This is a genomic window from Streptococcus sp. oral taxon 056 str. F0418 (assembly GCF_000220065.1).
Lineage (GTDB): Bacteria > Bacillota > Bacilli > Lactobacillales > Streptococcaceae > Streptococcus.
The window spans coordinates 460,837-475,290 of record NZ_AFQU01000001.1 but is presented as its reverse complement, the minus strand read 5'-3'; the positions used below and the strand labels follow the sequence as shown (position 1 = coordinate 475,290).

Below are 14,454 nucleotides of genomic sequence, written 5' to 3'. Positions count from 1 at the left end.
ATGGATATTAAATTAGTGGCAACCGATATGGACGGTACTTTTTTAGACGCACAAGGAAAGTTTGATATGGAACGTCTGAAACGTCTTCTAATCAAATATAAGGAAAGAGGGATCTACTTTGCAGTAGCTAGTGGACGGGGACTTTTGTCGCTAGAAAATCTCTTTGCTGAAGTACGTAATGAGATTATTTTTATTGCTGAAAATGGAAGCGTCGTTGAATTTCACGGACAAGATCTTTATGAAGCAACAATGGACAAAGAGTTTTATCTAAGCGTTTTTGAAACATTACAACAGTCACCTTTTGTTGATACAAGTAAACTCTTATTGACTGGAAAGCGGGGTTGTTATGTTTTAGAAACAGTTGATCCTGACTATTTAGCAATCAGTGCTCATTATAATGCCAATATTCAAAAGGTTGCCAGTCTCGAAGATATTACAGATGATATTTTTAAGTTCACGACAAATTTTGATCCAGCTATTATTGCTCAAGGAGAAGCTTGGGTGAATAAGCATGTACCAGGTGTTAAAGCAATGACTACTGGTTATGAATCGATTGATATTGTTCTGGATCATGTTGACAAGGGAGTCGCAATAGTAGAGTTGGCGAAAAAGCTAAATTTGACGATGGATCAGGTGATGGCTTTTGGAGACAATCTCAATGATCTTCACATGCTGGAGGTTGTTGGTCATCCGATTGCCCCTGAGAATGCTCGTCCTGAGATTTTGGCTTTAGCAAAGGAAGTAATAGGATCGCATGCGGATCAGTCAGTTATCAACTATATGGAGAAATTAGTATGACTGATATAAAGTTGCTTGCACTGGATTTAGACGGGACCTTGCTGAATGCTGATAAGAAAATTTCTCTGCGCAATCGAGAAGCTATCTTTGCTGCTCGTGCAAAAGGCGTTAAGGTTGTTTTGACAACAGGACGACCGCTAAAAGCCATGGAGTATTTGCTAGATGAGTTGGGGACAGCAGGTCTAGTAGATGAGTATACAATCACGTTTAATGGCGGGTTGGTGCAACGCAATTCCGGGCAAATTTTGGATAAAATCGTCTTTTCTCATGAGGATGTAATGCGTATTTTTAGAGAAACAAAGCGTTTGAATTTACCCTTAGATGCTATCAGTGACGACCTTGTTTATCAATTAACCTCCGCACAGACATCACTTTACAGAAAATTTAATCCTTACTTGCAGTTTCAGAGTGTATCGATTGAGGAATTATCTGACCAAAAGACTTATAATAAATGTGTGACTGCAACTGCTCCTGAGAGTATTGATGCTGCCTTACCATTGATTTCACCAGATTTGTTTGATCAATATGAAGTATTTAAATCACGGGATATGCTCCTTGAGTGGTCGCCTAAGCATGTACATAAGGCAAGTGGATTAGCTAAGTTAACACAGCATCTTGGTATTGAGGCAAACCAAGTCATGGCTTGTGGGGATGAAGAAAATGACCGTTCCATGCTTGAGTGGTCTAGTATAGGAGTAGCGATGGGGAATGCTACTGCAGCGATAAAACAAGTAGCAAATGTTGTAGCTCCTATGACAAACGATGAAGATGCAGTCGCTTGGGCGATTGAAACGTATATTTTGTAGAAAAGAGGAGGACCTTTCATGGGCTTATTTGATCGCCTTTTTGGCAGAAAAAAGGAAAATAATGAAGAAGTTGCTCATACACAAGCTCCAGAAGTAAAAGAAGCACTTGAAGAAGTGGAAATTGAGGACCATTCTCAACCAACCGTGTCTTTTGAGCAAAGTCAAAAGGAAAGTTCCCAATCCTTGGAGTTGGAAAATAAACAGGACTTTTACGAGGATCTAGAAGAGCGCTTAGCAGAAGATCAGGTTTTGAATGAAGTCATTGAGAACAAATCTCAAGTATTCACATCTGATCCAAAAAGTGCTGAATTTCAACAAAAAGAAGACGAGAAACCTATTTCGTCTAACGAAAATAGTGAAGAAAGACCAGAAAATATAGAGCACTCTGAACAATTGGAAGAGTCTAATTATTGTAGAGACGAAGCGACTGCTGAAGGAAATCAAGTAGATCTCAGTCAAAAAGTAGCAAGCTTTGATCCTGAATGTAGCAATGTAGAAGAACAAAACAAGAAGACCACAGAAGCGGATAAAGATGAGGCTACGGCTCCATTTCCTTTGAAGAATGCAGAATCAATTCAACCTGCTAAACAGGAAGAATTAGAGATTCATGAACCAAAACAAGAGAAAACTCAGACGGAATCGATTCAAGAGAAGTACGACCGAAGTTTGAAAAAAACACGGACTGGGTTTGGTGCTAGACTAAATGCTTTCTTTGCTAATTTTCGTTCAGTGGATGAAGATTTCTTTGAAGACTTAGAAGAGCTTTTGATTACCAGTGATGTGGGTGTACAAGTAGCCTCTAATTTGACAGAGGAGTTGCGCTACGAAGCTAGGATAGAGAATGCTAAAAATCCGGAAGTTTTGCGTAAGATCATTATCGAGAAGCTAGTTGATATCTATGAAAAAGATGGGCGTTATCATGAAAAAATAAATTTCCAAACTGGTCTGACGGTTATGCTTTTTGTGGGTGTCAATGGAGTAGGAAAAACAACTTCTATTGGGAAATTAGCCTATAAATATAAGAAACAAGGTAAGAAAGTTATGCTGGTTGCGGCAGATACATTTCGGGCAGGTGCAGTAGCTCAGCTGGCTGAGTGGGGACGACGTGTAGATGTACCAGTCGTAACTGGTCCAGAAAAGAGTGATCCTGCTAGTGTTGTTTTTGATGGGATGGAGCGTGCTCAGGCAGAAAATGTGGATATCTTGATGATTGATACGGCTGGTCGCCTGCAAAATAAAGACAATCTCATGGCTGAATTGGAGAAAATAGGCCGTATTATCAAGCGAGTTAATCCAGATGCTCCTCATGAAACTTTCCTAGCTCTTGATGCTTCAACCGGGCAAAATGCCCTCGTTCAAGCAAAAGAATTTTCAAAGATAACCCCTGTGACGGGAATCGTTTTGACAAAAATTGATGGAACGGCGCGCGGTGGTGTTGTTTTAGCGATTCGTCAAGAATTGGATATTCCTGTCAAGTTGATTGGCTTCGGTGAGCAAATAGATGATATTGGCGAATTTAATTCTGAAGACTTTATGAGAGGTCTCTTAGAAGGATTGATTTAATCATGTTAAAAAGTGGGAAGAACTTTGAGCAAAAAGTGTTCGCCTTCCTACCCACATAGTTGATGAATCTATCTTGGGAGTTTAAAAGCAATAAAGGTGACCTAGTCACCTCTATGTCTAAAGTATATTGAAAAGAGGCTGGGACAAAAGTCCTAGCCTCTCAATTGTCTTTGGATTGTCGAGCAAGACGCAGTGGTTGAGTGGGCTCTACTACGCTGATTCCATCAGCTTTTACAGCCCTACTCAACTGTGCGGAGGTGAGACGACGAAATCGAATTCTAACGAATTACCGATTTCTGTCATACTCTCTTTTTTTGTATTTAATTATGAGGGTTCCACTGCCACTTCGCTCCAAATTGAGATAATAATTCATCAGAAGCCGTAGGTCCCATTGTACCAGCTGCGTATTCATGAAGTGGTACTTGATTATGTCTCCAGAGTTCTTCGATTTGATCAATCAATTTCCAGCTAGCTTTCACTTCATCCCAATGACTAAAGTTAGTTGAGTCATTGTTGAGCACATCAAAGATTAATTTTTCATACGGTTCAGGTGATGCACCTGAAGCTGTCGCATCTGTACGGTAGTCAAAAGAAATAGGTGATAAGTTAAAGAGTTCCCCAACTTCCTTTCCATTGACACTGAGCGAGAAGCCCTCTGTCGGCTGGATATAGATCGTCAAAACATTTGGCGCTAATGATTGACCAAAAATAGAGTCCATTTGTTTAAAGACAATGTTGACATGGGTTCCTTTTTCGGTTAGGCGTTTACCAGTTCGGAAGAAGAAAGGAACATCACGGAAGCGATCGCTATCGATAAAGAAAGCACCTGAGACAAATGTTTCAGTCATTGATTCCGGATTAACATTTGGTTCACTACGATAGGATATATATTTTTTCCCATTGACTTTACCAGACTTGTATTGGCCTCTGATAAAGTATTTCTTCAAATCCTCTTGACTCGGTTGGATCAAGTGTTCAAATACTTTGATTTTTTCTGCTCGAATAGCGTCTTTTGTGAAGCTTTCTGGCTTGTCCATAGCAAGGAGTGACAGTAGCTGTAAGGTATGGTTTTGAACCATATCACGAAGAGCACCCGATTCGTCATAGTATCCGCCACGTTCTTCTACGCCCAGTTTTTCGGCAAAGGTAATTTGAACATTGTCAATGTAGTTGCGATTCCAAATGTTTTCAAAAAGCAGGTTGGCAAAACGAATGGCGAAGATATTTTGAATCATTTCCTTTCCAAGGTAATGATCGATCCGGAAAATCTGCTCTTCATCAAAAGCTGCTAATAGGTCACTATTGAGTTGGCTAGCGGTTTCTAAGTCAGTCCCAAAAGGTTTTTCAACAATTAAGCGTTCAAAACCTTTGCCATCGACAATCTTTTCTGATTTGAGATGCTTAGCAATGGTACCGAAAAATTGTGGAGCCATAGAGAGGAAGAAGAGTTTATTGTGCTCTGCTTGGTACTCTTCATTAAGCCTATTTTGTAATTTACGTAGCTCAATATAATGCTCTGTATCTGATACATCATGGCTTTGATAGTAAAAGTGGCTGGCAAATTCTTGCGCTTGTTCTGGGCTGTCGGCTAAATCTGAGATAGATTCTACGACGACAGACTCAAAATATTCTTTGCTCCAAGGCCGGCGTGCTGTACCGATCACAGCAAAATGCTTGGAGAGATTTCCTGACTTGTATAATCTAAATAACGAAGGATAGAGCTTGCGTTTAGCTAAGTCTCCACTGGCACCGAAAATTGTAACAATAACTTTTGAAGACATCCTAATACCTTTTTTTCTAAATGATGTCTCTATTTTATCACATTTTTTATAAAGATTGTATTTAGAAAGATGGTTTCTAAGTAGAGGGATAGATAGAAGGGAATCGATAGCTGTATAAATAAAAAAAGCGAGTTTAAGACACGGTTGTGCTAGTCTCGCTTTCACTTTTAAAATACGCGATAAACGTAAGGATTATCCGGTTTTTCTACCTTATCAAAGCTTTCGACTTCAAGAGTTGGAAGGCTTTGACCCAGGCTCTTATGGTAGTGCATGGTAATTTTTCCCTTAGCATGAATCCAGGTATTGTTCTCAAAATGCTGGGCATTTCCAGTCGTCAAAAGTCCATAGACACCTGAGTCGGCGATACAGTGAATGATACCGAAGCGAAAGAGAAACTGACTTTTCTGATCGCTCGGGTCATTGTAGACAAAGCCGGTGAACTCCAGCGTCTTGCCTACAAACTCGTCGGGATAATCATAGATGACTTCCATGATTTCCATGTAGTTTTCAGTTGTGACCTGAATGGAACTTTTGTTGATATATTTCTTGGCAGCTGCCCGCATTTCTTTTTCATAAGCGCCTTTTGTGAAGTAGGTGCTGGTATCAGGTTTCAAATACTGACTTGTTGTACCTTCGTCCTGCTGAATAGCAGTTGACGTTCCCTCAGCCAGTGGGAAATGAAACCCTTTAGCAGAAACTGTGGTCGAATCTAAAGTAACAGTTGGAAAGAAAATTCCTACAAAAAGCGGAATGACAAGGAGCAGCACGCTGCCTAGTTTGGCCCAGCGAGTGTTTAAATGACTGTGGACCTCCATCTTTTTCATCCAGACGATGAGTTGAACCACTGCTAGGATAAAGGATAAAATCATAGATAGGTAGGCTAGATAGGAATAGTGGAGATTGATGTATTGGTTGAGCTTACCTGTCAGCTGCAGGTACATGGTGATCTCAAAGTAGCCGACTAAGATTAGAAATCGGATCATAGCACCACCCCCACAAGCCAAGAGTAAAGAAAGACGACGATGGTGACTAGACAGATAAATTGCCAGATAAAGCGCGTCTTAAAGTAGTTTTTCATCATCAGCAGATTCTTAACATCTAGCATAGGTCCAATAACCAAGAAAGCTAGGACTGGTGATAAGCCAAAGCTCGAAATTAAGGAGCTTCCGATGAAAGCATCAGCTTCGCTACAAAGTGAGAGCAGGAAGGACAGCAGCATGAGGAGAAGAATAGCGACAGCTGGTGTCGAGCTGATGGAGGTCAGGATTCTGGTTGGCACATAGACTTGGACCAGACTGGCAAAGAGACAGCCAAAGACCAGATAGCGACCGGTATCGAAAAATTCATCAATAGCCTGCACAAAGACCTGAAAGATTTTCTGTCCCTTGCTGAGATGTGAAAAGTCATGCTCGTGAACAGCCTTGCGGTTTTCTTTTTGAATATTGCTGTCAGCAAAGAAGCCCAGAAAGATCCCTAAAACGATAGCCACTACCATAGAACCTAAAGCACGAAGCAGAGCCGTTCGAAAAGAATTTCCAAAGGCTGAGTAGGTCGCAAAGAGCACGATAGGATTGATAACGGGTGCTGTCACTAGAAAAGGCACAGCTGTGTAACTGGGCACTTTCTTTTCTAAGAAGCGGTTAATTATGGGAACAATACCGCACTCACAGGATGGAAAGACAATACCAATCAAGCTTCCAAAGAAAATCCGAGCCCATTTATTTTTGGGTAAGAAGTGATAAACTTTTTCTGGCGTGACATAAACCTCAATAAAGCCAGAAATAATGCTTCCAATCAAAACAAAAGGTAGGGCCTCAATGATGATGGAGAGAAAGATAGCGCCAGCTTGTAAAACGCTAGACGGAAGATTCGAAAAGAAACTCATGCTTTTTCAGCCTTTTCTTGCGCTTCTTTTTTCTTTTTATCATCAGGAAATTCTACCTTTTCCAGCTTAGGTAAAGTTGCAAACTCCTCGAACATCTTATCTAGATCATCTGTTTTGGTAAATTTCACAGCCATAGAGCTACCTCATTTCTAAAATAATAATTCTATTATACTACCTTTTATCTAAATATATAAAAAAGAGATATGGTTTCTATGTATAAATGGCTCTCTTCTTAAGAATAATTCATCTAATCTAGAAAAAAGAATAGGAGAGATTGACAATTTTTAGATATAAAAGTACAATACAGACAGATAATGAAACCGATTACAAAACAAAGAGTTATGAATTTTTGTTTATAGGTTTCTACCACAAATATTAAATAAAAAATCGTGAAAAATCTTCAAAGAAACAAGCAGTCTTAGTAAAAGGCTGCTTGGATATGTACTGGCTGAGGATAAGTCTTATAGCCTTGTAAGGATTTAATGATTATTTTATATTGGATTAAAGTTCAGATGGAACGTTTATAGTCTAGATTCAATCTTTTAGTTTACCATATATCTTGTCTGAATGATATTTTCGGAAATAATTGTAGAATTAAAAAAACACGCATCATATTCATTGTTACACATGACGACCAATTTGATGAAATATCTGATACTATTATTAATTTAAGCGAGGGATAATAAGATGAAGAAAAAATATGTTTTTATTTCCATAATTGTAATGATAGTAGCCTTGATAGTTTATTCTATATATCAATCGAAAGGCGTTCGGATAGGATTTATTAAAGATGACTTACCAACTTTAACCTCAGGTTCATATCAGCAAGGAGAAAATTTAGAGTTGACAGCTGGGACCTATGCTTTATATGCTAAATCGGGCCAAGGTGAAGTTCAGATAGATGGTAACATTTATACTCTAAATGATAAGTTGTACATAGAAGCAAAAAAACAACCAATGAATACTCAAAATGCAGTTATTTATGAGGAATCTCCTAAAATTTCCATAAAATCGAGAACGAAAATATCTGTTAAAGGCGATAAGGAGTTTTCGGTATCATTTATTAGGAGGTAGTATCATGAAGATTTCAAATTTGAGAAAAATGTATGGTAAGCAGACTATCTTAAATAATATATCAGTTGAAGCTTCCAAAGGCCAAATTATAGGATTAGTAGGTAATAATGGATCGGGTAAGACAACTTTATTAAAGTGCATATCCAATCTAATTGTGGATTATCAAGGAGAGATTGAATTAGATGGGAAATTAGCATTTTCAATAGAAAGCCCAACGTTTTATGATGATTTAACAGTTTTCACTAATCTTACATTATTCAGTGAATTGGCAGGAAGCCAAAAAGTTAATATTGAGGAAGCATTACAGCAAGTAAAATTAAAGGACGCAAAGAACAAAAAATTTAAGCAACTATCTTTAGGTATGAAGCAGAAATTAAGCATTGCTCGAATACTACTTGATCATAGCGATATCATTCTTCTGGATGAACCGTTTAACGGTTTGGATATTCTAACGAAGGAACAACTGAAAGAACTTATGATAATGCTTCGATCAAGAGGGAAGCTATTAATTGTATCGAGTCATATACTAGAAGAATTAGGAGAGATTTCTGATGCAATCTGGTATTTGAGAGAGGGGAATATCCAAAGCATTATTAATCTCCATGATGACAATAGGGTTTATAAAATCGTGGTTTCTAAAAATTCTGTTGTACGAAAGATGCTTCAAGAAAAGTATCATGCACGTTGGTGTTTTGATAAAGACCAAAATTCTATTTTTAAAATTGAAATATTAAAAAAAGATATTTATACTACACTAAAATCACTTATTAATGACAATGTCTTAGTTATAGAATTCACTGATGTTACTATGGACATTAGAGAGTTAATGGCAGAGGAGGGGTGACTGTGAAAAAGTTTATAAAATCAGAGTATGTAAAGATTAGCCATCAAAAACTCTTCCTAACCACTTTAATGATTTATATTGGCTTTACAATATTTTTAGTAACACATACAAGAGAAGATTCCATCATTTCGCAATACAAATTTTTCTCGACGGTTACAATATCATTTCTGACTCTATATCAATTATTATCAATAGGAGAATGGCATGATAAAAAAATTATCAGATATTATCTTGAGTGTATACCAAATCGATACAGATTAATAGGATATGAATATTTAAAATATATTGGAATGTATATCATTTTAAATTTAATGTTTATAATACCAGAATCCTATTATATACATACAATATTTCAGAAAATCGTGGTTTACTTTATGATTTTTTGTTTATATATTGCCATAAACATGAATCTTCTCATTTATTTTGAAAAAACGGGAGTTGTAGTGGTTTTATCACTGTTATTATTATGGATATTACCTAATTTTGTGAATATATTATTAGCGAATACTAGTATATACCAACTTCAGATATTTTATTATTTATCTCCTGACTCATTTTCTGGTTTCGAATCCATCATAACTACTATATTCGTTTCTTTGTATACAATACTAGCAGTTTTGTTTTCTGTTTTTCAATTTGTTAGAAAGGAATATTAAGTATTTGATGAAATAATTGATAAATATAAGTTAAGAAAACAGTTATATTATGTTAATGTGGAAGAAATTCATAAAAACAAAAATGAGTGGGAACATTTTAAAAAAGAATTTAAAATAAAAGGGACACCGACCTTTGCCATATATGAAAATAAGAAGTTAGTAGCTAAATTAGATTTTGAAGAAAATAATGGCTTTACCCCTTATGAGTTAGAAAAATGGATTACTTCCAATCTAAGTGACAAATAAATATATTTTTGACCCATTAGTTTTTATATCTGATGATGAACAAGATTAGGTGTAAAGAAAATTATATTTATTCTTATGGCTATATTTAACTCAAGTAATGATATGAATTTGTTGATTACTAATGAATATCAATGATGTATTTCACATTCAACATTTGAGTAAAATATAGAATTATTAGTGTGATTGATTTTTAATTTATATCGTTCTATGGCTTATGGTATAATAGAAACGTTATGGAAAATATAAATATTGAAAAAATTGCCCAGAAATTGGGTCTTAAAGAAAACCAAGTATCACAGGTCCTAGATTTGACCGCTGAAGGAAATACGATTCCTTTTATTGCTCGTTACCGTAAGGAAATGACAGGAAATCTGGATGAGGTCGAGATTAAGGCAATCATTGACTTAGATAAGAGCATGACTGTCTTGGCAGAGCGTAAAGCGACGGTCTTAGCTAAAATTGAGGAGCAGGGAAAACTAACGGATGCGTTGCGCTCTGAGATTGAGGCTGCTGAAAAGCTGGCCGATGTGGAAGAATTGTATCTGCCTTATAAGGAGAAGCGCCGTACCAAGGCTACTATTGCGCGTGAAGCGGGTCTCTTTCCTTTGGCTCGACTTATCTTACAGGATGCAGCTAATCTGCAGGAAGAAGCTGAGAAACTGACTAGTGAAGCCTTTCCAACAGCAGAGGAGGCTCTAGCTGGAGCAGTGGATATTTTGACCGAGGCGATTTCCGAAGACACCAAGCTGCGGGCTTGGACCTACCATGAGATGCAGACCAATTCTTTTATCGTATCCAGTCTCAAAGACGGTGATTTGGATGAAAAGCAGGTCTTCCAGATTTATTATGAGTTTTCTGAAAAAGTAGCGACCATGCAAGGCTACAGGACCCTGGCTCTTAACCGTGGTGAAAAGTTAGGTATTCTCAAGGTTGGTTTTGAGCATAATCTTGAGAAAATCCTGCGCTTCTTTGAAGTACGTTTCAAGGTGAAAAACGCCTATATTAGTGAAGCTATTCAGCAAGCGGTTAAAAAGAAAATCATTCCAGCTATGGAGCGCCGTATCAAGACCGAGCTGACTGAGGTGGCTGAGGATGGAGCGATTCAGCTCTTCTCAGAGAATCTCCGCCATCTCCTCCTGATCGCTCCTCTAAAAGGTCGCGTAGTACTGGGCTTTGACCCAGCCTTTAGAACAGGAGCTAAGCTGGCTGTTGTGGATGCGACAGGTAAGATGCTGACGACTCATGTCATCTATCCCGTGCCACCAGCAAAGCCAGCTCAGATTGAAGCATCTAAGAAGGAGCTGTCAGAGCTGATTGAGCAGTTTGGTGTCGAAATCATTGCCATCGGAAACGGAACTGCCAGCCGAGAAAGCGAAGCTTTTGTAGCGGAAGTTTTGAAATCCCATCCAACTGTCAGCTATGTCATCGTCAATGAGAGCGGAGCATCTGTCTACTCTGCTAGTGAACTGGCTCGTCATGAGTTTCCAGATTTGACGGTTGAAAAGCGCTCAGCTATTTCCATTGCCCGCCGCCTGCAAGATCCTTTGGCCGAGCTGGTTAAAATTGATCCTAAGTCTATCGGGGTTGGTCAGTACCAGCATGATATTAGCCAGAAAAAGCTGTCTGAAAGTCTGGATTTTGTCGTTGATACCGTGGTTAACCAAGTCGGAGTCAATATCAACACCGCCAGTCCTGCCTTGCTGGCCCATGTAGCTGGTCTTAATAAGACTATTTCAGAAAATATTGTCAAGTATCGGGAAACAGAAGGCTTGATTCGGTCTCGTGAGGCCATCAAGAAAGTGCCACGTCTGGGCGCAAAAGCCTTTGAACAGGCAGCTGGCTTCCTGCGTATTCCTGAGAGTGATAATCTGCTAGACAATACAGGCGTTCACCCAGAGTCTTATCAGGCGGTGGAAGAGCTCTTTAAGCGTCTGGAAATCAGTAGTTTGGATGAAACAGCTCAAGCCAAATTAAAAGCAGTTCAGACTTCTAGTTTGGCTAAAGAGTTAGACTTGGGAGAAGAAACTCTCAAGGATATTATTGCGGATCTGCTCAAACCTGGCCGAGATTTGCGAGATTCCTTTGACGCACCAGTTCTGCGGCAGGATGTCTTGGATATCAAGGACCTACGCATCGGCCAAAAGCTGGAAGGCGTCGTCCGAAATGTCGTCGATTTCGGAGTTTTTGTGGATATTGGTATCCACGAAGATGGTCTCATCCATATTTCTAAGATCAGTAAAAACTTTGTTAAGCATCCAAGTCAAGTCCTGTCTGTTGGCGATGTGGTTACTGTTTGGGTGGATAAGCTAGATGTGGAGCGAGAGAAGGTCAATCTCTCTCTGATAGCACCAAATGAATCTAACTAACTATGTCAAGCAGGTTTCACTTGAAGATTTCGGTTGGGAATTTCGCCACCAAGCTTTTTGGAATAAGCGTCTTCGGACGACTGGTGGGCGCTTCTTTCCCAAAGACGGCCATCTAGATTTCAACCCAAAAATCTATGAAACTTTTGGGTTGGAGACCTTCCGAAAAATTGTCCGCCATGAGCTAGCTCATTATCACCTCTATTATCAGGGCAAAGGTTATCGCCATAAAGATAGAGAGTTTAAAGAATTGCTTAAGCAGGTTGATGGCTTGCGCTACGCACCAGGCCTTCCTGCTAAAAAATTAAAACTGCATTATCAATGTAGAAACTGCTGTACAGATTTTTATAGGCAATGCAGAATTGATCTTAAGAGATACCGCTGTGGTCGCTGTAAAGGAGAATTGCATTTATTAAAATAAGAAAGAGAGCTGAGTAACTACACCTCAAAAGTTAGATTTTTTCTGTCTAACTTTTTGGGGTCAGTACAAAGGCTGTCTTTTTATTTTTAAATGAGCGCTCTTTTGAAAAAATCATGAAAAAGTTGTATAATAAAAAAGATATGCGACGAATGTTGCAAGACTGTAATTCGACTTGGACTCCAAGGACCGTTAGTAATAAAATAATGTATGGAAGGATACAGATGAATGAGTAAAATAAAAATCATCGCTTTAGGTGGTGTCAGAGAGAATGGGAAAAACCTCTATATCGCTGAAGTAGATGAATTAATTTTTGTTTTAGATACAGGGCTAAAATACCCTGAGAATGAACAGCTTGGTGTCGATGTTGTTATCCCAAACATGGATTACCTCTATGAAAATAGTGAACGAATCGCTGGGGTCTTTTTGACTCATGGCCATGCGGATGCTATTGGGGCACTACCGTACCTTTTGGCTGAAACAAAGGTGCCTGTGTTTGGTTCAGAGCTTACTATTGAGTTGGCCAAACTTTTTGTGAAAAACAACGATACAGTTAAGAAATTCAATGACTTCCATGTGATTGATGAAAATACTGAAATTGAGTTTGGTAATGTGGTCGTTTCCTTTTTCAGAACGACTCACTCTATTCCTGAGAGTTTGGGTGTTGTCATCAAGACTGATGAAGGCAATATCGTTTATACTGGTGATTTCAAGTTTGACCAGTCAGCAAGTGAGTCTTATGCGACAGATTTTGGCCGTTTGGCTGAGATTGGACGTGATGGAGTTCTTGCTTTACTGAGTGATTCTGCCAATGCAGATAGCAATATCCAGGTAGCTAGTGAGAGTGAAGTAGGCGATGAAATTATACAGACGATAGCTGATTGGGATGGTCGTGTGATTGTGGCTGCGGTAGCTAGCAATCTTTCACGTATTCAGCAGGTATTTGATGCTGCAGCAAACACAGGTCGTCGTGTTGTTTTGACTGGTTTTGATGTGGAAAATATTGTCCGTACTGCTATCCGCCTGAAGAAGCTTTCCTTAGCCGACGAACGTTTGTTGATCAAGCCAAAGGAAATGACCAAGTTTGAAGATCATGAACTGATTATCTTAGAGACTGGGCGTATGGGAGAGCCTATCAATGGCTTACGTAAGATGTCAATTGGTCGCCACCGCTATATAGAAATCAAAGAAGGAGATTTGGTATATATTGTTACAACTCCTTCGATTGCAAAGGAAGCAGTTGTCGCTCGTGTGGAAAATATGATCTATCAAGCGGGTGGTGTTGTGAAGTTGATTACCCAGCATTTACGTGTATCAGGCCATGGAAATGCGCGTGATCTACAGCTGATGCTAAATCTTTTGAAACCCAAGTTTCTTTTCCCGATTCAAGGGGAATACCGTGAGTTAGATGCTCATGCCAAAGCTGCAATGGAAATCGGGCTCTTGCCTGAACGCATCTTTATCCCTAAACGTGGCTCTGTTATGGAATACGATCAAGGCGATTTTGTTCCTGCTGGAGTAGTCCCAGCTGGTGATGTACTGATTGATGGAAATGCTATAGGAGATGTCGGCAATATTGTCCTTAGAGACCGAAAAGTATTGTCAGAAGATGGGATCTTCATCGTGGCGATTAGTGTCAATCGTCGTGAAAAGAAAATTATTTCTAAAGCAAAAGTTCACACCCGAGGCTTTATCTATGTTAAGAAAAGCCGTGATATACTACGTGAAAGTGCGGAGCTAATCAATAAGACTGTTGAAGATTACCTTGCAAAAGAAGAGTTTGACTGGGCAGACTTAAAAGGAAATGTCCGTGATGCTCTGTCTAAATATCTCTTTGAGCAGACCAAACGTCGCCCTGCTATTTTACCGGTAGTCATGGAAGTGAAATAATAAGAGAGTGGGACAGAAATTGGTAATTCGTTAGAATTCGATTTCGTCGTCGCACCTCCGCACAGTTGAGTAGGGCTGTAAAAGCTGATGAAATCAGCGTAGTAGAGCCCACTCAACCACTGCGTCTTGC

13 protein-coding genes are annotated in these 14,454 nt (G+C 39.0%); 9 read left to right on the top strand and 4 right to left on the bottom strand.

The window, feature by feature from the left end; all coding sequences use genetic code 11:
* From HMPREF9182_RS02390 to ftsY, 3 genes are read left to right on the top strand one after another with little or no spacing between them, the layout of a single operon-like run.
* Nucleotides 1-798, top strand: a complete 798-nt coding sequence (locus tag HMPREF9182_RS02390; RefSeq protein ID WP_009754717.1) for a Cof-type HAD-IIB family hydrolase — start codon at nt 1-3, stop codon at nt 796-798.
* Nucleotides 795-1,604, top strand: a complete 810-nt coding sequence (locus tag HMPREF9182_RS02385; protein WP_009443125.1) for a Cof-type HAD-IIB family hydrolase — start codon at nt 795-797, stop codon at nt 1,602-1,604. The genes HMPREF9182_RS02390 and HMPREF9182_RS02385 overlap by 4 nt, the downstream gene beginning before the upstream one ends.
* 18 nt (nt 1,605-1,622) lie before the next feature.
* Complete coding sequence (gene ftsY, locus HMPREF9182_RS02380; protein WP_009754432.1) at nt 1,623-3,167, top strand: signal recognition particle-docking protein FtsY; 1,545 nt, start codon at nt 1,623-1,625, stop codon at nt 3,165-3,167.
* 320 nt (nt 3,168-3,487) lie between these two features.
* Here ftsY and zwf read toward each other — a convergent pair whose 3' ends face one another.
* The 4 genes from zwf to HMPREF9182_RS10320 all read right to left on the bottom strand — a co-directional run bounded on the left by zwf (nt 3,488) and on the right by HMPREF9182_RS10320 (nt 6,967).
* Nucleotides 3,488-4,948, bottom strand: coding sequence for a glucose-6-phosphate dehydrogenase (zwf, locus tag HMPREF9182_RS02375; RefSeq protein ID WP_009754286.1), 1,461 nt, complete (start codon nt 4,946-4,948; stop codon nt 3,488-3,490).
* Between the two features lie 167 nt (nt 4,949-5,115).
* Entirely contained in the window at nt 5,116-5,931 is an 816-nt protein-coding gene (locus HMPREF9182_RS02370) for a TIGR03943 family putative permease subunit (RefSeq protein ID WP_009754929.1), read from the bottom strand.
* Nucleotides 5,928-6,833: a permease gene (locus HMPREF9182_RS02365; RefSeq protein WP_009443272.1), complete on the bottom strand. Its 906-nt coding sequence runs from the start codon at nt 6,831-6,833 to the stop codon at nt 5,928-5,930. Before HMPREF9182_RS02365 ends, HMPREF9182_RS02370 begins: the two co-directional genes overlap by 4 nt.
* Entirely contained in the window at nt 6,830-6,967 is a 138-nt protein-coding gene (locus tag HMPREF9182_RS10320) for an SPJ_0845 family protein (protein ID WP_009754318.1), read from the bottom strand. Before HMPREF9182_RS10320 ends, HMPREF9182_RS02365 begins: the two co-directional genes overlap by 4 nt.
* Nucleotides 6,968-7,520: 553 nt before the next feature.
* On the opposite strand from HMPREF9182_RS10320, the gene HMPREF9182_RS02360 reads away from it, so the two are divergent.
* The 6 genes from HMPREF9182_RS02360 (at nt 7,521) to HMPREF9182_RS02330 (ending at nt 14,324) form a co-directional block, all read left to right on the top strand.
* Complete coding sequence (locus tag HMPREF9182_RS02360; protein WP_009443952.1) at nt 7,521-7,907, top strand: hypothetical protein; 387 nt, start codon at nt 7,521-7,523, stop codon at nt 7,905-7,907.
* Nucleotides 7,908-7,911: 4 nt separating this feature from the next.
* Nucleotides 7,912-8,751: an ABC transporter ATP-binding protein gene (locus HMPREF9182_RS02355; RefSeq protein WP_009754985.1), complete on the top strand. Its 840-nt coding sequence runs from the start codon at nt 7,912-7,914 to the stop codon at nt 8,749-8,751.
* A 668-nt stretch (nt 8,752-9,419) separates the two neighbouring features.
* Entirely contained in the window at nt 9,420-9,653 is a 234-nt protein-coding gene (locus HMPREF9182_RS02345; protein WP_369665117.1) for a DUF6568 family protein, read from the top strand.
* Nucleotides 9,654-9,886: 233 nt separating this feature from the next.
* Nucleotides 9,887-12,019: a Tex family protein gene (locus HMPREF9182_RS02340; protein ID WP_009754254.1), complete on the top strand. Its 2,133-nt coding sequence runs from the start codon at nt 9,887-9,889 to the stop codon at nt 12,017-12,019.
* Nucleotides 12,006-12,437, top strand: a complete 432-nt coding sequence (locus tag HMPREF9182_RS02335; protein WP_009443452.1) for a SprT family protein — start codon at nt 12,006-12,008, stop codon at nt 12,435-12,437. Before HMPREF9182_RS02340 ends, HMPREF9182_RS02335 begins: the two co-directional genes overlap by 14 nt.
* Before the next feature lie 225 nt (nt 12,438-12,662).
* A complete protein-coding gene (locus HMPREF9182_RS02330; protein WP_009755070.1) occupies nt 12,663-14,324 on the top strand; it encodes a ribonuclease J in 1,662 nt (553 codons plus the stop codon).
* The last annotated feature ends 130 nt before the right edge of the window (nt 14,325-14,454 follow it).